A 20718-nucleotide genomic window follows, 5' to 3' on the forward strand; every position below is an offset into this window, starting at 1 on the left:
AGCTCAATCTGCTGATCTCAAAGTCTTTCAGAATCTCATTGAGATCCTCAATAAAGTTTAAATAAGCTGCGTTGTCATAATTTGGATTTGCCATAAGCTTGGGGATTTAAGGTTCACCGATTATCTAGAGATAATCTAGTTCTGCTAATTCATTTACACTCAATATTTCATTCAAATCTTTGAGGAAGTTTAAGTATTCCTCACCGTAGGTATCATACAACATTTTTGTTTGGTTTTTAGTGAGATCTGGGGCTCATTGATTATATAGTAAACATATTTTTTCTTCTCAAAAACAACAACACTTTGTGGTGTATCGGTATATAATTGTTGTATATAACGCATTTTATGAGGTACTTATTGCGATATCAGAAGCGAACCTGGTACCTCAGACCGGCAGAAATTGCCCAAAAATAGTTTCCTGCAGCAAAAACGAATTCCTGTCTGGTTAATCCCAGATGTGCCCGGTACAGCGAAGGATTACTTCCGAATGAAAATTGGTATTCAGCCATTAGCTGTTGTGATTCCACAAATAGCATGGTCTCCGCAACCAATGTGGTGTTCGCAAGAAATTGCCTGAATTCAGGCATAAAACCCATCCCGGCAGTCATTCCTATATAATTATTGGCATCTTTTAAATACTTCCTTGCAGTGAGAACTCCGGAGATCCCCATCGTACTGTTCTTTCTTGGGGTAATATAAGGACGTAGGGAAAAATAATAATTTCCTTTGTAGAATCCTGCCGAACCGGTGAAAATAGAGACATCACTATCGGTAAAGGACAAAAATCGGGCACCCAGGGAGGCTTCTATTCCTTTTGGCAGGTTGACATACACGTCCCCTCCTACCCTGTGTTCTGGATATATTTCCGAATCGCTGTATCCATAATTTAGGTAGGCATAAACCGACTTCGAAAATTGGGGGTAAAGATCTAATTCATACTGTATCCCATCAATTTTAAATCGATTACTGTAGTTGACCCTCGGAATGATCTTCCCATAGGCAGTACCAAATTGAAGTTCGAGACCCGAGTAATACATGGGGTCGAAAACAACATCAAAAATATCCGCTGAACTGAAGATAGTAACCGAGTTAGTAAGTTTTTTAAGCTCCTCCTCCCTGCTCGTAACAGCATCAGAGGATGTAGAAGGATCAATCCAGGCGTCAATGATACTCGCCCTTATAGAATCAATTTCCTTATCTTCAGGAAGGTAAAGAAGTGCCTTATTGGCCAGCCCAAGTGCGGTATTCCTGTTCAAGGCATAAATTTCATTTCGGATCGCGGCCACCCAGACTTCCTTGTTCTTCCTTTCTTCTGAAGTTATCCGGTTAAAATGTTTCCTGGCTTCCTCATAGTCCCCGTCCCAACTGTAAGTTTTTGCAATCAGACTTTTGACATCAGTATAATCGGGGTACTGGTGCAGAATAGTGTTCAATGTATCCCTGGCCTGATCCCTACGACCATCACTGGCAAGTACCATTGCCCGGCGTAAGGAAATATCCGGATCCCCGGTATACGCCAGTTCCTGGGTCATAGCTTCCTTTGGAAACAACCCAAGGAAAACAATTCCAAGACATCCAACTATCGTATGTATGATTCCCCTATTCATATCCATCTTCTTCAAAGTTCAGGTATCCCAGATTCTCACTGCTAAACAGGGTCTGATCCTGCTTCATCTTATCTTCAGCCCTTTTAATCTTATTACTCAACTCCTCATTGCCAATTCTGTGTTTCCTGATTAATTTTTTTAGCTCAGCTACTTTATAGTTAGTGTCTGACCAGAAATACACATCCAGTAATGCCGAATACGCATCAGCATACACCGGGTATTTTTTAATCGCTTTTTCCAGAATCACAGCTGCACGGGAATATTCCTTGTTCCAGGCGTAAATACGACCTTTAAGAACTTCGGTATCGGCATGTCCAGGGACTTCCTTCAGGATATGATCACAAAGGAGAAGAGCACGTTCCCTCTCGCCTGCAATGGCCAGATCTCTGGCCGTTTTATAAGCATTATCGTAGTCATCACTATTAAAAACACTATTGATCCATACCAGGTCGGATTTGTTGTCTTTTAAGGCCGGTTTCCCTTCTAACTCGTTGCCGGGCAGTAATTTATTTTTTTGTGTCACATAGGTGTTGATGGCCTTGAATTCCTGGAAGGATTTTTTAATTGACTCTTTTTCCTGTGACGACTTCGGATCGAATAAGCTAAGATTGACTCCTATCTCATATAATGAGTTTCCGGATATAACCAGATTGCCTTTAATATATTCCTGTATGTTTTTCCGATGCCTGTAAAGCGGAATGGTTTTTTCTTCCTTTATAAATCCTTTGTGAACCAGGCCTTCTCCCAACCAGGCGACCTCCTCAGGTATTTTAATATTGTGGGTGGCATTTAACAGTCCGGCCAACTCTGGTAATATATCGGCATGTGAGACCAATGACCCGATTCGTTCGGGCGATTTTAATATCGGACTATACATCAGCAAAGGAACCCGGTAACGGTCCAGATAATCCAACTGTGGCAGATCCCTTAAATTATGACTTCCGGTAATTATAAATACGGTATTGTAAAATTCGGATTTCCGCTTGTATCCCTCAATAAAATCACCGACAGCTTTATCTGCATACAACAGACTGGCGAAGATCTCCCTGTTCTTTTCTATTAGTCGTCTGTCACGACCCTCAATTTGTTTATAGGCCAGAATTTCCTCTACCCTGTCTTTGTATTTGTCTTCAGCCGTTATATGAAAAGGGCTTCTGGTGCTTTGAGTGAGGAAAATATCTATTCTGGGGCCATCTGTGCTTTGGAAGTCATCGAGCCATTTACCAAATAAATCCGAATCGTGATACCCGAGAGAGATTCCGGCTGCATCCGATTCCTGCTGTTTGTACTGAGGACCAAATGCTTTTCGGTCCGACAGGTAATCTATCTCTTCTTCGTAGAGAAATTTTCCCAGATTGTTTAAAGAAGCATTTCCCCCGAAGTGGAAAGAAGTATGGAATTCGTTGTCATTAAGCAGGTCGATCAACGTATACTGGTTTGTCTTTTCGTCTATATTGGTGAATCCTTCCTCTCCGAAGGGAAGTGATCCGATAATTGATGGAATACTCGCAGTTGATTCTCCCGTATTACTCAGATTATGAGGCCAGTACAATGATTTATTGATTAATCCATTTAAATAAGGCATAAAGGCTTTATACGTCGCTTTTTCCCCTACAAAATCTGATCCGACCCCGTCCATAATTATAAAAACCAGGTTAGGCGGCTGTTCTTTATACTGGAAATAATCGGCGAGCCCAGCTGATGGCTCAAAGGGTTTTAACAAAGGATACTCTTCTTGTCCTTCGTATTTATTGAAATCGAGTGACTCTTCCGCACTATGGTAGATCAGGTGTTGCGTTTTGTTTTCGTTCACCGGGTTTTTTCTTGTAATGAGCGTTGCCAGGAATAGACTAAAAAGAATGATGGTAAAAGGATACATCCTGCTAATCAGGTCATATATATTAGTAGTTGCCCGGTAAAACAAATACATGGCTACCACACCGAAAAAAAGAAATACGGGCAAATAGTAGAATAAAGACAGGCCATTATTTCTCTTTAGTTGTTCTGTATAACCGGCACCTAAAATTTCATAATTATCCACATAATATTTGGTGAGCAATCCCTCAACACCCAGCAGCAATACTAATAACACAACCACTGTCTTAAATCCCAGATTGGCCTTAATCTGTTCGAGAAATTTATACAGGAAGACCAGGAACAAAGCCGAAAGGGAGGTAAAACCCAGATGATGAACCACCAGAAGTAGAAAGCTTTTGTTGATAACCCCATCGAGTACCCCTGCCCAGTACAATCTTGTATTCTGATAAAGAGACATAAGACATAAGCACAGGAAAAATGCCAGGATCAGCCTGATAAAATCACGCAAATTCCGTTTTTTTGTCCCTATGTTTATATCCGTCTGCATCCTTATGCTTTTGCAAATCCTTTTCTAACCTGTGAGCCCCAACCAGATCGTATTTTAAATAATTTCTTGTAATTCCCCCGAACAGAAGACCATACTACCAATGGATGGAAAAACAGCGGCTCCAGAATGGCAACAAGCATCAGGGTAAGTATGTCGCGAGTTTTGGAGTACTGATTATAGGAATAGACTTCCCAAAGGATCGCATAAAAAGAGAACATAATTGAGAAGCTGTATATGGCAACAGTAATGGCAATAAAGAAATCCCAGTTTATAATCCCCAAATAGATAAACAGTACAAATGCCAAAAGACCCACAAACTCGAGAAGAGGTGCCAACCATTCATAAAAAAACCAATAAGGATAGCTCAACATACCCAGTCGGCCATACTTCGGATTGAAAAACATATCCTTATGCGTATTCAGGGTCTCTAAATTACCTCTTGACCAACGGTCGCGCTGATTTACAAATATTTTAAGATCCTCAGGCACTTCTGTCCAGCAAAGGGGATCCGGAATATAGGCTACGTGATAAGGTTCGTTGATATCGTGCATATATCTTCTCATCCTGAAGATAATCTCCATATCCTCCCCTACAGTATTTGTGTCATATCCACCTACAGCCAGGGCAATCTCCCGGTCGAAAAACCCGAAGGCCCCCGAAATAATCAAAAGGCTGTCTATCCTACCCCATGCCATTCTCCCCAGCAAAAATGAACGTGTATATTCGAGAAGCTGAAATTTAGCCAACCAGTTCTTTGGTAATCTGATCTCTTCCAGTGTCCCTCCTGATATTTTACAGGAATTCGCCACTCGAATTACCCCTCCAACGGCGATCACACGCTTTTCTGAATGCTGATAGAACGACTTAACTACGTGCAAAAGAGCCTCAGGTACAATCAAGCAGTCTACATCGATACAGCCCACATACTTATTTTCTGAGAGATAAATACCGGCATTTAAGGCATCCGACTTCCCTCCGTTAGCCTTGTCGACAACTGTTAGTTTGGCAAAAGAGCGCTGTTCTGATTTGTAGATTCCCCTGATGGTTTTCGACTTTATATCGGGGTCGATATCCCTTTCAATTTTTTTGAGATCATAAGCCTCTATAAGTTTCTCCAGGGTATCATCCTTGCTCCCGTCATTGACCACCATGACTTCGTAGTTTACATATTGTAAAGAGAGGAGGGACCTTACATTTTCAACGATCGTCAAACCCTCATTATAGGCAGGTGCGATTATTGTTATTCCCGGCGCAAGTGGAGATCCCAGGGTTTTTGAGATATTTCCAAAACTGTTTTTATGCTTGTAATGGATTGAATTACGTGTAGCCAGATAGGCCATTAAGAGGTACAGCGTAAACAATACCGCTGAAAACACCAGAAAAACGATGTTCAGGTACTCCAAAACCACATTGAAAACGCCGTTATCCATGTTTACTGTTTTGTTTTTTCAGATTGAATTCCTGTATTATCAAGGTCAAATTCTAACAACCCATTTGCCTTATCTACATCCTCCCATTTCACAATGTTCTCTTCTTCCTTTTTATTTGTTCTTTCCTTTGCAAGTCTTTTATTGAGTAATGCCGCCGTTTTCCTAGCTGCTTCCCGCACCTTCCCATTAGGATCTTTCTTAAGCGTCTTTAAAAACATTAGCTCCTTCTGGTCTCCGATATCCAGGATTTCGTTCATCAGGATAAGTTTGGATTCGACATCACAGGTTCTGAAGAGCTCCTCGAAAATGCTGAATCCATATGAGGGTTTTTCATTGACAGAAGGCTCCTGCGTCGATTTTGATTCGACGACCTTCCCTTCAGTTGCTTCTGCCACATCAGCTTGTTTTTCTGCGGGTAGGACATCTTCCCAATCGACCATGGCACAGGCATCAAAGTCCTCCTGCACAGATCCCTGGTCGCTCTGGTCAGCTAGTTCTCCCTCCAACTGTTTTTCCTTCCTGGAAGGGATAACGATCTCCACCCCGTCGACTTCCATTTCATTGATTTGACGAATGATCGAAGGCAGGTCTTGTTCTTCGGTGTCCTTATCTATTACGAAGGGCAGAAAGTTAAAGTTCAGGTACTCTGTCTCCATATTTCCGTCTACATCCGGAACCTCTACCCTGCTCAGGATCTCCTCAAGTTCTTTCCTGAAGTTTTCATCCGGATGAACTTCCTCATAGGAAACTTTTAGCTTCCTGAGCTTTCTTTTTGATTTCTTTTCAGGTCGTTTCTTTTCCATGGGGGTTGGTTTTTCTACTACTACAGGTAAAAAATCGAGCGAAAGGTATTGTACTTCCACTGTATCATCGATCTTCTGATTGTCTAGTATTTCGTTAAGCTCTTCCATAAAACAGTAATCGAAAACATCTAAATCCTCATAAAAGAACTCACTGTTCTCTTCAGTGATCACCACATCATCTTCAATTGTCTCAGAGGGTATTTCATTTATCTGTAGGGATTCGGAGTCTTCTGTAGTTTCTTTTTCTTCATTCTCCAGTTCTACAGGACGTTTTGTAACTATGATCTCGGGATCAAGATTTTCAAGTGGGAGGACTGTTTCCGGGGAAATGGAGTTTATAGCACTCAGTGCCTTACTCTTTACATTGAAATTGGAGATTTTTCTGTGAACTTCAAGTAAAAAAGGAATGTGTTCTTCCTTTCCAATAGTTCCTATTGCGTCAAGAATAAATATGCGTGTATCCCTTTTCGACTTTTTAAAAGCAGCCATTAGGGTAGGAATCGCATCCACGATGCCGAATTCCTTAATACACTCGATGGCCGCCTGCTTTACTTCCTCATTCCTGTGTTTTAATAATTCAGTTACGGAGGCATTGGCGTCGGTCTGATTGTAATGCCTGATGAGCCTGAGCGCAAATAAAACAACATCTTTGTTTTTAGAAGTTAACCAAACCCCGAAGCTAGGTGGGATATAGTCCTTCTTGTTTCGCAGTATTTCAAGAATTTTTATTTGTTGCCATTCTGATATCGGATATCTGGTTGTATCGAGAAATTGCCTTATACCTTCGCTGTTCAAAGAAACCGTAGCAATCTGGGCATGTCTGCGAATGACACTTTTTTTGTGATTTATGAATTTTTTTATCTGTAGATAGGCCTCCTCTACCTGCATTTGTGTAAGTTCAACAATTCCTTTGGTCACAATCTCCCACCGCCAGCTGTTGAGTTTGGCAAAGGCATCAAGGTGCAGGTCAAAATCCTTGTAAAGTGAAAACAACCTGCGTCGGGCATCCCCCGTAAGGTCGCGCTGCAGGTCTAACAGAATTTCTTTAAGGATACTTCGGTTGATGGGATCTTTAATAAACTCCCTGATTTCAACCTTTAGTTCTACGTATTCGCAATTCTCCTCCTTACTCGCGTCTTCGCCATGGAAAAGAAAATTACTGATAATGGGTGTGAGTTGTTTTCGTCTTTCACTGATGTTTTGCGACTTTGCAGAAAGGCGATTCCGGAAGAAAAATATAAAACCAAAATAAATAATACACAGACTTCCAAACAGCACACTTAGATCCCACAAAAGATCCGTATGGATCTTTGGAATACTTAAGAGCGAGAATATGTTATATGTTAGTTCTGTTCTATACAAAAATCAGGGTTTACTCAGTTCTCTCGTCACCCGCACCAATAGTTCTGAGGGGCTTACGGGTTTCGCTATAAAATCATTGGCTCCCAATTCAAATGCCGAGAGTACATTCTCCTCGTTTCCAGCACTCGAGATTATGATGATCGGCACTTTTGATTCAAGGGTATTTCTAACGTAGTCTACTAATTCGAGGCCGGAGAAATAAGGCATCATAATATCGCTTACAATAATATCGGGGATTTCCTTTTCCAGTTGCTCTTTTACTTCCCGACCGTCACAGGACCAATGGACCTTGTAACCGGCTTTATCCAGCCTATAGTTCAGGAGGGAAGCCAGTAATTCATCATCGTCTGCGAGTAAAATCTTTTTCATAAGACACTTATTTGTTTTCCTTTCGTAATCGGGTCATTTCCTTGTCTAAGGCAAATTCTACCATAGGATATTCCTTGATAAATTGTTCGTACAGATACTGCATCTGGTCATGGTTCCTGTCGGTTTTACAATGCTCCTGGATTTGCTGGATCAGAATAAGCAGATTTGCCGCCTGTACCATTGCGAGTCCTGATTTAAGTTTATGGGCCGCAAACTGCAATTGATCATAATCATGATTTTGCAGGTGCATTTTTGCCTTGCCAATAAATTCCAGGGCATTCCCTTTGAACAGCTTCAGTAATTCCTCGAGCATATCAACCTCTCCCATACAATCCTCCAACATCCCTGTTAGGTCTATAGACAAACTCAGCTCTTCCCTTTTTTGAACCGGCTCAGCATCCGCGCTTGTTTCCGTCATTTTTTTATCATCAGAATCCGGCAATCCGTATTGGATGAGTTTATTTAATAGTTCCTCAGGGGTGTAAGGCTTTAATATAAAATCATCGATCCCGTACTCGGTCGCTTTTTCCTTGTCATTTACTGAGAAATCTGCAGTCAATGCAATGACAGGCACATTGGAAATGTTCGGATTTTCTGAAGCTCTTATTCTTTTTGTGATCTCATAGCCATCAACTACGGGCATATGCAGGTCCATAAAGACCAGGTCGATTTTCTCTTTTTCTAGAATCTTTAATCCGGTTTCGCAGTGTTCTGTAACGAAGAAGGTACAGCCCCACCCTTTTAAGCGTTTTTTTATCAGCCACTGATTTAACGGATTGTCTTCGAACACAAGGACATTTAAGGCTTCAACACCCGTAGGTTGTGAATCGGCTTTTTCGGGCACAGGAGCCTTTGCTTCTTTCCCTATCTTATAATCCAGGTTCATAGTGAAGACGGTGCCCTTATCGAGTTCGCTCTGAACATCAATTGAACCCCCCAGCCTGTCTACAATCTGCTTTACAATACTCAGGCCCAGTCCTGCTCCCCCATATTTAGAGAAAGTGTGTTGCCTGGCTTGTTTAAAGGCATCGAAGATATGGAGCAGGTCATCTTGAGGTATTCCGATTCCAGAATCCGAAATCTGAAAATCTATACTCGCTTTACCAGAGATAATGTTTCTTAATTTAGTCGTTAAAACAATTTTACCTTCTTCAGTAAATTTTATCGCATTCCCGAGTAAATTCAACAAAACCTGACTCAGTTTTGAGGGGTCTCCCAGCAGGAGCTCCGGAATCTTAGGGTCGGTTTCGACAATGAAGGCAATTTTCTTATCCACAATGAGGGTTTCACAGAGGTAAGAAACTTCCGTGATCAGGTTATGAAAATTAAAGGAGACATTATTAAACTCTTCTGCCCCAGATTGGAGCTTTGAATACTCAAGCAGTTCATTGATAATATCCATCAGGGAATTAGAGGCTGCCAGAATAGCATTTACCTGCTCTTCCTGTCGCTCGTTGAGTTCTCCTTCTTTCATCAGATCAGCAAACCCCATTATCCCATTGAGGGGGGTTCTGATCTCACGGCTTACTTCGGCAATAAAATGTGATTCGTTTCCTTCAGATTTCCCGGATATATATTCCCTCTTGGGCTTATTTCCTGAATGATCCTCACTCCCGGGGTCATGACCCCAAATTCTTGCTTCAAGTTCGTTTTTAAAAAGGTCGAAAGATTGCTTTAACCGGGCTGCTTCGTCAGTGCTGAGTTCTTCAAATGAAAAATTATTGAGCGCCGATTCAAGATCGGAGATTTGGGTAAGTAGGTTTTTAGATTTCAAGATCGGAGCTTTGAGGGGTAAATACCTGACTAAAATCCCCATAAATACAGGGGGAGCCAATTAAATGTTACCTAGGCTATGGAATGTGTTGTCAAATTGCTTTATTTGTAGGTCTAATCTGAGTAATATGAAGTATTTCATCCCTTTAATTTGCCTTTTGTCGATCCTTTCCTGTGCAGAATCCGAAAAACAGGATATCGAAGCATTGATGGCCCAAGCACAAAAAATTCACGAAAATGTAATTACCATCGATACTCATGATGATATCAATGTCAACAATTTCACGGACAGTGTTAATTACACCCAAAGGCTGAAAACCCAGTTAAATCTGCCAAAAATGGAAGAAGGCGGATTAGACGTCGCCTGGCTCATTGTTTACACAGGACAGGATTCACTAACGCCCACTGCTTATGTTCGAGCAGAAGAAAATGCGATGGCAAAATTTGATGCCATCCATCGATTATGCGAAGAAATAGCGCCTGATAAGATCGGATTGGCACTTAGCTCAGATGATGTGCGAAAACTACACTCTGAAGGTAAAAAAGTAGCCATGATCGGGGTGGAGAACGCCTATCCCATGGGAGAGGATCTGGCTAATTTTGAAAAATACCACGAAATGGGTGCCAGATACGTATCCCTCTCTCATAACGGACACAGCCAGTTCGCCGATTCAAACACGGGAGAAGCAGATAGTGTATGGTTACATAATGGTTTAAGTGAATTAGGCAAAAAGGCTGTATATGAGATGAATAGACTTGGTATTATGATTGATATATCTCATCCTGCCAAGTCATCCATAAAGCAAATGTTCGAGCTGAGTAAAGCTCCGTTGATCGCTTCTCATTCTTCGGCCCGGGCCTTATGTGACCACAGCCGGAACCTTGATGATGAACAACTGCTCTGGTTAAAAGAAAACGGAGGTGTGGTCCAGACGGTTGCCTTTAGTTCCTATTTAAATACTGAAAAGGACAAGAAATATAAAGAGTACATGAAGGGTGTTTATCAGCAGGTAGCTGATTCTCTAGGAGTTAACTGGTACGAAAGATCTCAATTCAGAACCCTGAGTCCTGAGCAGCGAGCTGAATTTATCGAAAATTACCCGAGGGTGATGGCAATTGGAAAAGAATTAGCAGCTACAAAGGCTGACGCGCCCCCTGCTGTTGATGTATCCGATTTTGTGGATCACATCGATTATATGGTTAAGCTGATAGGGATTGACCATGTTGGGATAAGCTCCGATTTCGACGGTGGTGGCGGAATTGAAGGCTGGTCTGACGCCTCAGAAACCTTCAATGTTACTCTGGAACTGGTAAAAAGGGGATATACTGAAGAACAGATCGCAAAGTTGTGGGGTGAGAATTTACTTCGCGTTCTTGATGAAGTTCAGGCCGTAGCTCAGGAGATGCAATAATTTAGTCGTCCTCCTCGTCTGCCAGGCGGTCTTTTACGTATTCAATTTTCGTTTTTCCGTGTGGAAGTGGTTTCCCGTCAGAATCAAGGTTGACCATTATGATATTGTCTACCGTGAGAATGGTTTCCCGGTTCATTTTATTTCGCGCCTCACATTTCAATACCAGGGATGATTTCCCAAATTTAATGACTTCTATCCCGATCTCTACGATATCGCCCTGATGGGCTGTACTCATAAAATTGATTTCGGACATATATTTGGTTACTACCTTTTTGTTTTCCAACTGGATGATGCTATATAGTGCGGCCTCTTCGTCAATCCAGCTTAATAATCTGCCTCCGAAGAGGGTTTGATTGGCGTTGAGGTCTTCGGGTTTTACCCATTTTCTGGTGTGAAATCTCATAGTTGCAAATTTGACGCTAAATTACCAATAATAGGACGGCTCTGGTAAAGTAAACACATGGATTTAACAGAATTGTCAAATTGGTAATTCAAGAGCAGTATAATTATCAACTCCCATTTTAAGCAGCTTAAAAATCGAAGACTTTTGTTAAACTAATCCAAAGCATCCTTACTTTTATTGGGATTTTTAAGAATTTTACTGAAAAGCGCAGCCTATGATCCTTTTCGTCGACATGGATGAAGTAATGGCAGACACCTACACTGCCCATATTGAATATTACAACAAGGAATTTGGCGAAAGCCTTACCAGGGAAGAATGTATGGGCCATGAAGTCTGGCAAAAGGTTCCTGTGTCGAGAAAGGAAAGTATTTGGCAGCACTATTATGCCGAGGGCTTTTTCAGGAGCCTGAAGCCAATGCCTGGCAGCATTGAAGTTCTTAAGGAATTAAATGAAGAATACTCCTTATATGTAGCCTCTGCGGCCATGCAATTTCCCAATTCCTTGCTCGAAAAGCATCAATGGCTAGATGAATACTTTCCTTTTATTCATTGGAAGAATCGAATCCTGTGTGGGGATAAAAAGATTCTCAGGGGCGATATACTCATTGACGACCGCAGTCATAATCTGGAAAATTTTATAGGACGACCCCTGCTCTACACTTCACCACACAACATTCACACCAATCACTTCGAAAGGGTCAATAGCTGGGAAGAAATCGCCAAGGAATTGCTGTAAGCTCAATGTCCATTGTTCATAAAGCCGTTAACAAGTAATTATTTTTTGCGAAATGCCCCCTCGAGGATTTTCTAATTTTATTAAAACTTCAAAGATGAACGATAGATCTACCGAGCTTCTGAGGTTTCGTCCTTTATTGCCAAATGCTCGGATCACCGATGAAATGAGTCGGGATGAACAATTTCAAAACGCCACTTTACGACCGATTATCAAATTTCAGAATACACTTCTGATTGCAGCATTTCGGAATTACGTACAAAAGCACAAGAATTTCTTTCACGGGCTTACCTTGCCTAAAAAGCTCGAATATATTGAGCATGCCATCCAGAAAGACATGAAATTCAGAAATTCGCTCAAGGGAATGGTTATAGGGCAATTCACCGTAGAAGAATATGAAGACTATATTCTGAATTCCTCAGCCCTCAATAAGCGAATGATGAATATGGTGATAGAGCGACTGAAAGATCAGGTTCAGTTATTCGAACTTGCCTCCTTATCACAATAAGGATTCGCCATTGAGATTTGTAGTGAGAATTTCACTCATCAGATCAAAATAAGGTCGGATAGCCTTGAAGGAATCGTCAACCGTGGAAATAAACTCAGGAGACAAGACCTCCTTGTCGGTAAAGTTTCGAACAAAGATGAATTGTTTTTTTCGTATGAGGTCGATATCCGGATGTTCCTTGTCGAATCCCTTAGGGGCTGTCTTAAGTTCTTCCCCTTCCAGATTCCCCCAGACATCTTTAAATTTTTTATTCTGAATGACTTTCCGGAATTCCCCGGCATTTCCCTCCAGCTCTTTGCGTATTCGCAACAGGTCTTCCTTGTTAGGTTCCCAAAATCCAGCAGCGATAAAGGTCTCCCCGGGTTTAATCCTTGCATAATATCCTCCTCTCAAGGCACTTCCGGCCCTGCTAAAAGATCCGGCGAAATGGGTTTTATAGGGTGTTTTGTCCTTGGAAAAACGCACATCCCTGTAAATACGAAACAACTTAAATTTATCAATCTCGTCATGTTGTTTCATCCGTTCCATGAGTGATATAAAAAACTCTTTGACGTTCTTTTCGTGTTCCTTGAATTCTTTTTTGTTATCCTGAAACCAGTCGCGATTGTTGTTGACAGACAATGTTTTTAGGAATTCAAGGGATTCTTTGCCAATTCTGTTAGTCTCCATAAAGCTTAGGTCTTTTGAAGTTTTGTAATAAAGTTATCCTTTTTAAAGAAGGTCCTTTTTAATTATTGGTTAATTTTAGTTTGCAAATAAATACCATGGACAGAAAGGGGATCATCAATAAAATCAGGCAGAATAAGATTCAACCTAACCTCAATTTCAGGCTCAAAAGGGAAACGGAGGCCTTTACCGACCTGTTATTTCTCTCTCTTTTCGACATAGAAACGCCTTTTGAAGAAAACCTTCCGGAACTGGAAAAGCGATTCGACCAGCTGGTAAAACTGGCCTGCTGGGATCCTGATAAATTGTGTTCCTCTATTTGGGAGGAATATTTTCAGTCCCTGCCTAAAATACTTGAGAAACTCAATTTAGACGCTGAGGCCATAGCAGCTTGTGACCCGGCCTCACTTTCCATTGAAGAGGTCTATCTGGCCTATCCGGGGTTTTATGCCATAGCCATATACCGCCTGGCTCATGAATTATACAAAAAGAAATTTCCCCTTGTCCCCAGACTGATGACAGAATATGCCCACAGGCAAACCGGTGTTGACATCAATCCAGGAGCTCGTATTGGGAAATCTTTCTTTATCGATCATGCCACCGGAGTCGTTATCGGAGAAACTGCAGTCATCCATGATCACGTCAAAATCTATCAGGGGGTTACCCTTGGAGCTCTTTACGTCACCAAAAGTCTTAGCAATACAAAAAGACACCCAACTATTGAGGACAATGTCACTATTTATGCCAATGCCACTATCCTGGGTGGAGAAACTGTTATTGGAGCAAATTCAATAATAGGTGGAAATGCGTGGCTCACCGGCTCTGTTCCTCCTAATTCAAAAGTTTATCACACTCCCGAAATTGAAATCAGAACACAGGACAATGTCATTTAATCTTACGGATCTTATAGGAAATACACCTTTGGTAAAGTCTAAAGCCTTAAATGACAATCCAGGGGTTGAATTGTACTTTAAGCTGGAAGGTCAAAATCCGGGTGGCAGCGTGAAGGACAGAGCAGCATTGAATATGATAGCAGCCGGACTCGAAAGAGGGGATTATACGAATAACACGAAACTTATCGAGGCTACCAGCGGTAATACAGGAATAGCCCTTGCTATGATTGCGAGTCTTTTTAAGCTTAAAATAGAGCTTGTGATGCCGGAAAATGCTACAAAAGAACGAGTACAGACCATGCGTGCCTATGGGGCAAAAGTTATCCTAACACCGGCAGACAAGGGAATTGAGGGCGCCAGAGACTATGCCGAATCCAGGGTAAAAGAGGAAGGGTACATGATGGTCAACCAATTTGCAAACGACGATAACTGGAAAGCACATTACAAAAGTACGGGGCCTGAAATATGGCGTGATACAAAGGGAAAAGTTACCCATTTTGTTTCCTCAATGGGCACCACGGGAACGATCATGGGCACCTCTACTTATCTGAAAGAACAAAATAGTAACATTCAAATTGTTGGGGTACAACCTACAGACGAATCGAGTATTCCGGGTATCAGAAAATGGCCAAAGGAATACCTCCCTAAGATTTTTGAGCCAAAAAAGGTCGACCGCATCCTTGAAGTAAGTGAAAAGGAGGCCGTAGCCATGACTAAACGCCTGGCGAAGGAAGAAGGTATTTTCGCAGGTATGAGCAGTGGCGGAGCTACAGCAGCTGCATTAAAGCTAGTTAAAGAACTCGAGGAAGGTGTTATTGTTTCCATCATCTGCGACCGGGGAGATCGTTATTTATCGTCAGATCTATTCAATTAAAGCAAAAAAAGTGCACCCCCTCAGGTACACTTTTTTCTATCTGCAAGACAGATCAGATGGAATCATCTGCAGCATCTTCTACTTCCTCTGCTCCATCTTCAACTGCATCGCCTACTTCTTCGGCTCCGTCTTCAATAGCGTCTTCTACTTCTTCAGCCCCTTCTTCCATGCTATCGCCAACCTCCTCAATGGTATCTTCTACTTTTTCTTCTGTAGATTTTGTTTCCCTGCAACTCAGGGTAAGTAAGCTGAAACTAATCAGCATGGTTAAGGCAAATAATATTCTTCTTATCTTCATAATATTCTGTTTTTTATTATTAATAACTGTTTATGAACTGGTATTACATTATCTGGTATTCCTCAACTTTGAATGAAATTCTGTTTCCCTCGTTATCGGTAAAGACGAATACCTCTTTTCCTTTATTTACAGCATCCCTGGTGAGATCTGTATTTTCTGTGATCATCAGATTTTCACCCTCTCCTACGGCTACATACAGTTCATTTTCATTTAGCAGGAGGACAAAATCTGATTTTACATCGGCATTATAGCTGAAGCGGATCATCTCATCGTATTCCTCGTCCTGGTCCAGATCAATTTTTACAGTCTTATAGATGGTTTTCTTTGGTATTACCCTATCCTGATTGACTCGGCCTTTGTCTTCCCCATCTAATTGTATTTTCTGTGTCTGGGTTGATGTTACCTTTACTGAATTTTTAATCAATTCTCCCTTTTCATAGAGTTTATAGGTCTTTTCCAGGGTCTCCGTGGCTACGGTATCGGTTCTGAAAGTTCTCGCTTCATCTTCTGACATTGGCTCCTGGGAAAACCCGAAAGAAAATGTCAGTATACTTAATGCGGTCAATGTGATTTTTTGATATATATGATTCATATTTTAAATTTTAAGATTAATAATTAATTCGATTTAACTTGTAATTAGTTTGTGGAAAATGCCTCAGCTACCTGCTTTGTATTTACGTTTAAGCCTGTTTTGAATTCAAGGGTCCTGATAGGGAAAGGAATATTAATACCTTCTTTATCGAACGCCTTTTTCAACGCTTTAATGACTGTATTCTTAGCCCTTAGTTTCTCAATTGCACTTTCACTGGTGATATAGAATCTGATAATAAAGTTTATAGAGCTTCCTCCAAATTCCTCAAAATAGAATTCTACGTCATCCACTGTTTCTACCTGATCTATTGCTTCCTTTACGGTATTTTTGGTCAGATTTTCGACAAAATCCAGATCAGATTCATAACCTACTCCACATCCCAGAACCACACGCATTCTGTTGGTCAGGGTGAAATTCTTAAGTGGATTTTCAAGAATGGTCTTATTCGGTATTATGACTTTGTTATTATCTGCTTCTTTAATGATAAAGTTGTTTAGATTAATCTTCACTACTTCACCGGCAAAGCCATTGGTTTCAATCCAATCTCCAATGCGGATATTCTTTCTGAAGGAGAGAACTACCCCGGAGATCGTGTTCGACAATGCACCTTGCAACGCCAGACCCACGACAAGTCCTGCTACTCCTGCTCCCGTCAATAATGACATTAGGGCGTCATTGAGATCCAGGATACTCAAGGCCAGAAATAAGCCAAAGAGTACTACTACAACTGTAGTAAGGTTAGAGATCAGGTTGGTAATCGACTTCTGAGGTACTCTTTTTGATACGAGTTTAGATACTCCTTTACTTGTATACCGGGCTACGAAATACGCTGCCAGTAGTACCGTAATCGCCAATACTATATTGGGCAGGTTTTCTACGAATGCAGATCCCCAGTCGGAAAGTTTATTTAGTAATATATCAAACGATGATTGTAGTTCTTCTTTCATTAAAAAAGGTGATTTAAAGGTTAATAATTCTTTTAGCATTCGAATCGACTTAGATGATTGATGCCGTATTTAATTCGCCTTTTTTGTCCTTGTTCCATGCGTTCAACATCCAACTTGTCTTTTCCAGTTCCCTTACGTAGGCCCCGATTAAGTCGATCGTTCCCTCGTCATTTATGGCATTTGCTTTTTCAATTACCTTTCCCATTTGTTTCAAGAGTATGCTATGGGCTTTTAAGGTATCGGCAATCATTTCACGATCTTCCATTTTCCCGGTACTCTCTTCAATGGTGGCCGTCTTTAGATAGGCACTGAGGTTACTCATGGGATGGTAACGCAACGTCAGGATCCTCTCGGCGATCTCATCGATCTTTACCCTGGCATCGGTATACATCGTTTCAAACTGCGCATGCAGGTCGAAAAAATTTTGTCCCAGTACATTCCAGTGAAAATTTCTCAGCTTCTGGTAGTACAGGTGATATTCTGCAAGTAGTGTATTGAGTTCAATTACTACAGGCAATAGTTTTTCTTCTTTGATATTTAAATAATTCATAGCGTTAAAGTTTTCGTTAAAAAAATGTTTTTTGTTGGAAGTGAAGTCTTTAGAAATGCCAATAGAATTTTGGCTATTGTGAGGCGGATGCCTTTAAAAGAGAATATTTAATCATTCCAACACCCTCAATATAAAGGATATACAAGATTTGTCAAGTGATTTAACACTGTTTAACGGCGATTAAGATATTTTAACAAAAGGATGTGTTAAATCAACTTATGTTTCCCAAATTATTTAGCAGTTCGAAATTTTAAATAAGGAAAGATTACTAGAAAGTATGGGGCGTCAGCAGTTTATTTAGTGCCAGCTGGTAGTCGTCAAATGTTTTTAAATTATTGTGACTGCCCCCTTCAATTTTAACGAAGGTCCGTTGCTTCCCTTCAAGACTTTGAAAGAGTTTTAAAGCCGATGAAATGGGCACTACCCTATCCTGGTCACCCTGTAGGATAACGATAGGGCAATTTGTATCCTGCAGGTAAAGATGCGTCTTAAAGGGATACTTCATCAACATATCTACAGGTAATATTGGAAACCTTTCTTTTGCCACGTCAAGCAAACTGTAAAACGGGGTTTCGAGGATCAGCATAGAAGTCTGATTTCTGGAGGAAAGATATGAGGCCATGGCCGTGCCCAGCGATCTGCCAAAAAGGATAATCTTTTTCTTGTCATTAATCTCAGCAACGTAGTCATAAAAAGCCTGAGCATCTTCTAGCAAAGCGGTCTCACTGAGTTTCCCGCTGCTTTTACCATAGGTACGGTAATCCATTACAACGAGGTCGTAATTGCGCCTTACAAGTCCCAAAACCTCTTCCCCCCAGCGATCCAGATTCCCGGCGTTGCCATGAAAATAGAGTATAATTCCCCGGGGATTATCTCTTTTAAAATGAAGTGCGTTAAGTCGGGCTCCATCCGGTCTTGTAATAAAGAACTCCTCAAAGGGCTCTTCAAAACTATACTGATACTGATTATCTAATTTTGTGGGTAGAAAAATAAGCTTCTCCTGAAGGTAGTACAGCATACTTAAGACGATTAAGATTCCGGCGGTCAAACCTAAGATGACCTTTACAAATTTACGCATAAGGCTGAGTAGTACTTTGATTTGCCTTATTACCAGTAGGTTCAGTTTCGATCTTTTTTGGTTCTTTAGAAATGATGTCGTAAAGCATCCTGTGATACGACTCAAAACTGTTTAAATCCTTGTGTCCGCCTCCAATGATAGTGTACAAAGTGGTTCGTTCCGGGTTTATTTTAGATAGTTTAATGCTCGACTTATAGGGTATTAGCTGATCATCCGTACCATGAATGATATGAATAGGACATTGAACATACTTCAGCCATTTATAGGTGGGCATCGGAAATTTAAGTAGAAGCGATAAAGGCATAAAAGGGATATACTTTTTAGCCACATGCCGGAGGCTGTAATACGGGGCATCGAGTATCAGCATTCTGGGATTGTTCATAGAGGCCAGTTTGGCTGCAAAACCCGAGCCCAGAGATCTGCCGTAAAGAATAATATACCGTTCCTCTACTTTCTCTTTTATTTTATTGTAGATGACCTGCATATCCCGTTTAATGGCTTTTTGAGTTCTCCGGCCTGTACTTTTCCCAAAACCCCGGTAATCCACCATTAGTACATCGTAGCCATGGCGGGTAAAATCTACGGCAAATTTGCCCCAGCCTTTTATGCTTTTTGAGTTTCCCTTCAGGTAAAAGACTATTCCTTTTGGGTTTTTGGCCTTGAATCGCAAACCGTTAATGATGGCTCCATCCCTTGTCTCCACATGATACTCTTCTGTAACCTGATTTTCGTAGTAAAACTGAAAATCAGTAGGAAGTTTTTCCGGTTTGAACATTAGATAATCCTGCAGAAAGTATAACAAAACACTAACCATCAGGTATATTATGACCAGGAATATCAATACATAGGCCCAATTTGGCATACCATGAATTTGGGTTTAAAATACAAAATAATTGAGAAGAGTGGTCCTGGTACATTACCGGAGTTATCTCCTGTCAAATCCAGCGTTTTTTCTTAAAGTAAATCAGCATCAGTATAAGGAGAACAATCATAAGACCCCAAACCATATAGTAACCTTTTTCCCAGTGTAACTCCGGCATATTATCAAAGTTCATCCCATAAATACCAACGATAAAAGTTAGAGGAATAAAGATAGAGGCCATAACAGTCAGTACTTTCATCACCTCATTCATTTTGTTACTCATGTTACTCATGTACATTTCCATCAGGCTCATTACCATTTCGCGATAAATCTGAAGACTCTCATTGATCTCCAGGCAATGATCAAGAATATCCCTGAGAAATAGTTTTGTATCCCTTGTGATCAGTGGATTTTCTGAATCGATTAAACGACTAACCAGTTCTTTAACCGGCGCCACATACCTGCGTATCTTTAAAACTTCTTTTTTCAACCCCTGTATCTTCTGTGCTGTTTGAGGTTTGGGATTTTGATAGACTTCCTCTTCCAGAGTTTCTATACGGTCACTGATGTGCTCAAGGACAGCGAAATAGTTATCAATAATGGCATCCAGAAGGGCAAAAAAGAGATAATCGGCTCCCCTGCTCCGTATTCTGCCGTGCTTCCCAATGATTCGTTGTCTGACAGAATTAAAGACATCTTCCTTTAACTCCTGAAATACCAGCACGTGGTGTTTAAACATGGTCAGCGCTACATGTTCAATGATAATATTCTGCTGATCATCAAGGTAGATCATTTTAAAAACCCCAAAAATATAATCTTCATACTCATCAATTTTTGGGCGCTGTTCCGTGTGGACAGCATCCTCGAGGACCAAAGAGTTTAACTGGAAAGATCTACCAAGGCTACCTATAAATTCCTCATCACTGAGACCCACCAGGTTGATCCATTTTACTTCCTTCTCTTTATGTTCTAACAGGGATTCAATCTGTACAGGACTGTACTCTTCGGCATATTCATCGCTGTATGCTATCACATCCAGGGAACTAATGGCATTTTCCCGATTCCCCATATAGGTAATCGTGCCCGGAGCCTTCCCGATTTTTTTGTGAATTTTGAATTTCTTCTTGTGAATTTTATTCCCCGGTAAATGAATTTTGGCCATGTATTGCTAGTTTCCTTTAAAGATATAAAAC

The 20718-nt window shown here is 40.9% G+C and carries 20 protein-coding genes; 5 read left to right on the top strand and 15 right to left on the bottom strand.

The annotated features are described in order from the left end of the window. Positions 1-365 precede the first annotated feature (365 nt). Genes AB8P51_RS13545 through AB8P51_RS13570 form a run of 6 tightly spaced genes read right to left on the bottom strand, consistent with a single transcriptional unit; the run spans position 366 to position 9710 of the window. Positions 366-1607: a YaiO family outer membrane beta-barrel protein gene (locus AB8P51_RS13545; protein ID WP_369749387.1), complete on the bottom strand. Its 1242-nt coding sequence runs from the start codon at positions 1605-1607 to the stop codon at positions 366-368. Beyond that, positions 1600-3972, bottom strand: coding sequence for a sulfatase-like hydrolase/transferase (locus AB8P51_RS13550; RefSeq protein WP_369749388.1), 2373 nt, complete (start codon positions 3970-3972; stop codon positions 1600-1602). Before AB8P51_RS13550 ends, AB8P51_RS13545 begins: the two co-directional genes overlap by 8 nt. Positions 3973-3974: 2 nt before the next feature. Beyond that, on the bottom strand, positions 3975-5402 hold the full coding sequence (locus AB8P51_RS13555) for a glycosyltransferase (protein ID WP_369749389.1): 1428 nt from the start codon (positions 5400-5402) through the stop codon (positions 3975-3977). A gap of 2 nt (positions 5403-5404) precedes the next feature. After that, on the bottom strand, positions 5405-7567 hold the full coding sequence (locus AB8P51_RS13560; RefSeq protein ID WP_369749390.1) for a HEAT repeat domain-containing protein: 2163 nt from the start codon (positions 7565-7567) through the stop codon (positions 5405-5407). Between the two features lie 3 nt (positions 7568-7570). Continuing rightward, entirely contained in the window at positions 7571-7936 is a 366-nt protein-coding gene (locus AB8P51_RS13565) for a response regulator transcription factor (RefSeq protein ID WP_369749391.1), read from the bottom strand. A 7-nt stretch (positions 7937-7943) separates the two neighbouring features. Next, complete coding sequence (locus tag AB8P51_RS13570) at positions 7944-9710, bottom strand: ATP-binding protein (RefSeq protein WP_369749392.1); 1767 nt, start codon at positions 9708-9710, stop codon at positions 7944-7946. A gap of 127 nt (positions 9711-9837) precedes the next feature. Here AB8P51_RS13570 and AB8P51_RS13575 point away from each other — a divergent pair, with 127 nt between their 5' ends. Next, the gene (locus AB8P51_RS13575) at positions 9838-11121 is read left to right on the top strand and encodes a dipeptidase (RefSeq protein ID WP_369749393.1); all 1284 of its coding nucleotides are present in this window, start codon (positions 9838-9840) and stop codon (positions 11119-11121) included. Position 11122: 1 nt separating this feature from the next. Here the strand turns inward: AB8P51_RS13575 and AB8P51_RS13580 are convergent, their stop codons facing one another. Then, the gene (locus tag AB8P51_RS13580) at positions 11123-11524 is read right to left on the bottom strand and encodes an acyl-CoA thioesterase (RefSeq protein WP_369749394.1); all 402 of its coding nucleotides are present in this window, start codon (positions 11522-11524) and stop codon (positions 11123-11125) included. A gap of 214 nt (positions 11525-11738) precedes the next feature. Between AB8P51_RS13580 and AB8P51_RS13585 the strand changes: the two genes are divergently transcribed. Both AB8P51_RS13585 and AB8P51_RS13590 read left to right on the top strand, forming a co-directional pair. Further along, positions 11739-12260, top strand: a complete 522-nt coding sequence (locus AB8P51_RS13585) for an HAD hydrolase-like protein (protein ID WP_369749395.1) — start codon at positions 11739-11741, stop codon at positions 12258-12260. Between the two features lie 94 nt (positions 12261-12354). Then, complete coding sequence (locus tag AB8P51_RS13590) at positions 12355-12765, top strand: glyoxalase (RefSeq protein ID WP_369749396.1); 411 nt, start codon at positions 12355-12357, stop codon at positions 12763-12765. Here AB8P51_RS13590 and AB8P51_RS13595 read toward each other — a convergent pair. Next, entirely contained in the window at positions 12757-13434 is a 678-nt protein-coding gene (locus AB8P51_RS13595; protein ID WP_369749397.1) for a DUF2461 domain-containing protein, read from the bottom strand. The two genes, AB8P51_RS13590 and AB8P51_RS13595, sit on opposite strands and share 9 nt — an antisense overlap. A gap of 95 nt (positions 13435-13529) precedes the next feature. Between AB8P51_RS13595 and epsC the strand changes: the two genes are divergently transcribed. Together epsC and cysM are read left to right on the top strand one after the other, a co-directional pair. Continuing rightward, positions 13530-14324, top strand: coding sequence for a serine O-acetyltransferase EpsC (epsC, locus tag AB8P51_RS13600; protein ID WP_369749398.1), 795 nt, complete (start codon positions 13530-13532; stop codon positions 14322-14324). Continuing rightward, positions 14314-15198 carry a cysteine synthase CysM gene (gene cysM / locus AB8P51_RS13605; RefSeq protein ID WP_369749399.1) on the top strand — a complete coding sequence of 295 codons (885 nt, stop codon included), beginning with the start codon at positions 14314-14316 and terminating at the stop codon, positions 15196-15198. Before epsC ends, cysM begins: the two co-directional genes overlap by 11 nt. Before the next feature lie 52 nt (positions 15199-15250). Here cysM and AB8P51_RS13610 read toward each other — a convergent pair whose 3' ends face one another. From AB8P51_RS13610 to corA, 7 genes are all read right to left on the bottom strand, one after another. Beyond that, positions 15251-15496 carry a hypothetical protein gene (locus AB8P51_RS13610; protein ID WP_369749400.1) on the bottom strand — a complete coding sequence of 82 codons (246 nt, stop codon included), beginning with the start codon at positions 15494-15496 and terminating at the stop codon, positions 15251-15253. A gap of 43 nt (positions 15497-15539) precedes the next feature. Then, entirely contained in the window at positions 15540-16088 is a 549-nt protein-coding gene (locus tag AB8P51_RS13615) for a hypothetical protein (protein ID WP_369749401.1), read from the bottom strand. Between the two features lie 44 nt (positions 16089-16132). Beyond that, positions 16133-17035 carry a mechanosensitive ion channel family protein gene (locus tag AB8P51_RS13620; protein WP_369749402.1) on the bottom strand — a complete coding sequence of 301 codons (903 nt, stop codon included), beginning with the start codon at positions 17033-17035 and terminating at the stop codon, positions 16133-16135. Positions 17036-17084: 49 nt separating this feature from the next. Further along, on the bottom strand, positions 17085-17585 hold the full coding sequence (locus tag AB8P51_RS13625; RefSeq protein ID WP_369749403.1) for a Dps family protein: 501 nt from the start codon (positions 17583-17585) through the stop codon (positions 17085-17087). Between the two features lie 268 nt (positions 17586-17853). Beyond that, positions 17854-18663 carry an alpha/beta hydrolase gene (locus tag AB8P51_RS13630; protein ID WP_369749404.1) on the bottom strand — a complete coding sequence of 270 codons (810 nt, stop codon included), beginning with the start codon at positions 18661-18663 and terminating at the stop codon, positions 17854-17856. Next, positions 18656-19525 (bottom strand): alpha/beta hydrolase, encoded by an 870-nt coding sequence (locus AB8P51_RS13635; protein ID WP_369749405.1) that lies wholly within the window; start codon positions 19523-19525, stop codon positions 18656-18658. The genes AB8P51_RS13630 and AB8P51_RS13635 overlap by 8 nt, the downstream gene beginning before the upstream one ends. Positions 19526-19598: 73 nt before the next feature. Then, positions 19599-20687, bottom strand: coding sequence for a magnesium/cobalt transporter CorA (corA, locus tag AB8P51_RS13640; protein ID WP_369749406.1), 1089 nt, complete (start codon positions 20685-20687; stop codon positions 19599-19601). Positions 20688-20718 lie beyond the last annotated feature (31 nt).

This window comes from Muriicola sp. SD30 (assembly GCF_041205185.1).
Lineage (GTDB): Bacteria > Bacteroidota > Bacteroidia > Flavobacteriales > Flavobacteriaceae > Muriicola.

Bases quoted from the DNA above. Each gene is read 5' to 3' on its own strand.
- corA (WP_369749406.1), bottom strand. From the start codon at position 20,687: ATGGCCAAAATTCATTTACCGGGGAATAAAATTCACAAGAAGAAATTC.
- AB8P51_RS13595 (WP_369749397.1), bottom strand. From the start codon at position 13,434: ATGGAGACTAACAGAATTGGCAAAGAATCCCTTGAATTCCTAAAAACA.
- AB8P51_RS13610 (WP_369749400.1), bottom strand. From the start codon at position 15,496: ATGAAGATAAGAAGAATATTATTTGCCTTAACCATGCTGATTAGTTTC.
- AB8P51_RS13630 (WP_369749404.1), bottom strand. From the start codon at position 18,663: ATGCGTAAATTTGTAAAGGTCATCTTAGGTTTGACCGCCGGAATCTTA.
- AB8P51_RS13590 (WP_369749396.1), top strand. From the start codon at position 12,355: ATGAACGATAGATCTACCGAGCTTCTGAGGTTTCGTCCTTTATTGCCA.
- AB8P51_RS13615 (WP_369749401.1), bottom strand. From the start codon at position 16,088: ATGAATCATATATATCAAAAAATCACATTGACCGCATTAAGTATACTG.
- AB8P51_RS13555 (WP_369749389.1), bottom strand. From the start codon at position 5,402: ATGGATAACGGCGTTTTCAATGTGGTTTTGGAGTACCTGAACATCGTT.
- AB8P51_RS13575 (WP_369749393.1), top strand. From the start codon at position 9,838: ATGAAGTATTTCATCCCTTTAATTTGCCTTTTGTCGATCCTTTCCTGT.
- AB8P51_RS13625 (WP_369749403.1), bottom strand. From the start codon at position 17,585: ATGAATTATTTAAATATCAAAGAAGAAAAACTATTGCCTGTAGTAATT.
- cysM (WP_369749399.1), top strand. From the start codon at position 14,314: ATGTCATTTAATCTTACGGATCTTATAGGAAATACACCTTTGGTAAAG.
- AB8P51_RS13585 (WP_369749395.1), top strand. From the start codon at position 11,739: ATGATCCTTTTCGTCGACATGGATGAAGTAATGGCAGACACCTACACT.
- epsC (WP_369749398.1), top strand. From the start codon at position 13,530: ATGGACAGAAAGGGGATCATCAATAAAATCAGGCAGAATAAGATTCAA.
- AB8P51_RS13565 (WP_369749391.1), bottom strand. From the start codon at position 7,936: ATGAAAAAGATTTTACTCGCAGACGATGATGAATTACTGGCTTCCCTC.
- AB8P51_RS13550 (WP_369749388.1), bottom strand. From the start codon at position 3,972: ATGCAGACGGATATAAACATAGGGACAAAAAAACGGAATTTGCGTGAT.
- AB8P51_RS13580 (WP_369749394.1), bottom strand. From the start codon at position 11,524: ATGAGATTTCACACCAGAAAATGGGTAAAACCCGAAGACCTCAACGCC.
- AB8P51_RS13545 (WP_369749387.1), bottom strand. From the start codon at position 1,607: ATGAATAGGGGAATCATACATACGATAGTTGGATGTCTTGGAATTGTT.
- AB8P51_RS13635 (WP_369749405.1), bottom strand. From the start codon at position 19,525: ATGCCAAATTGGGCCTATGTATTGATATTCCTGGTCATAATATACCTG.
- AB8P51_RS13620 (WP_369749402.1), bottom strand. From the start codon at position 17,035: ATGAAAGAAGAACTACAATCATCGTTTGATATATTACTAAATAAACTT.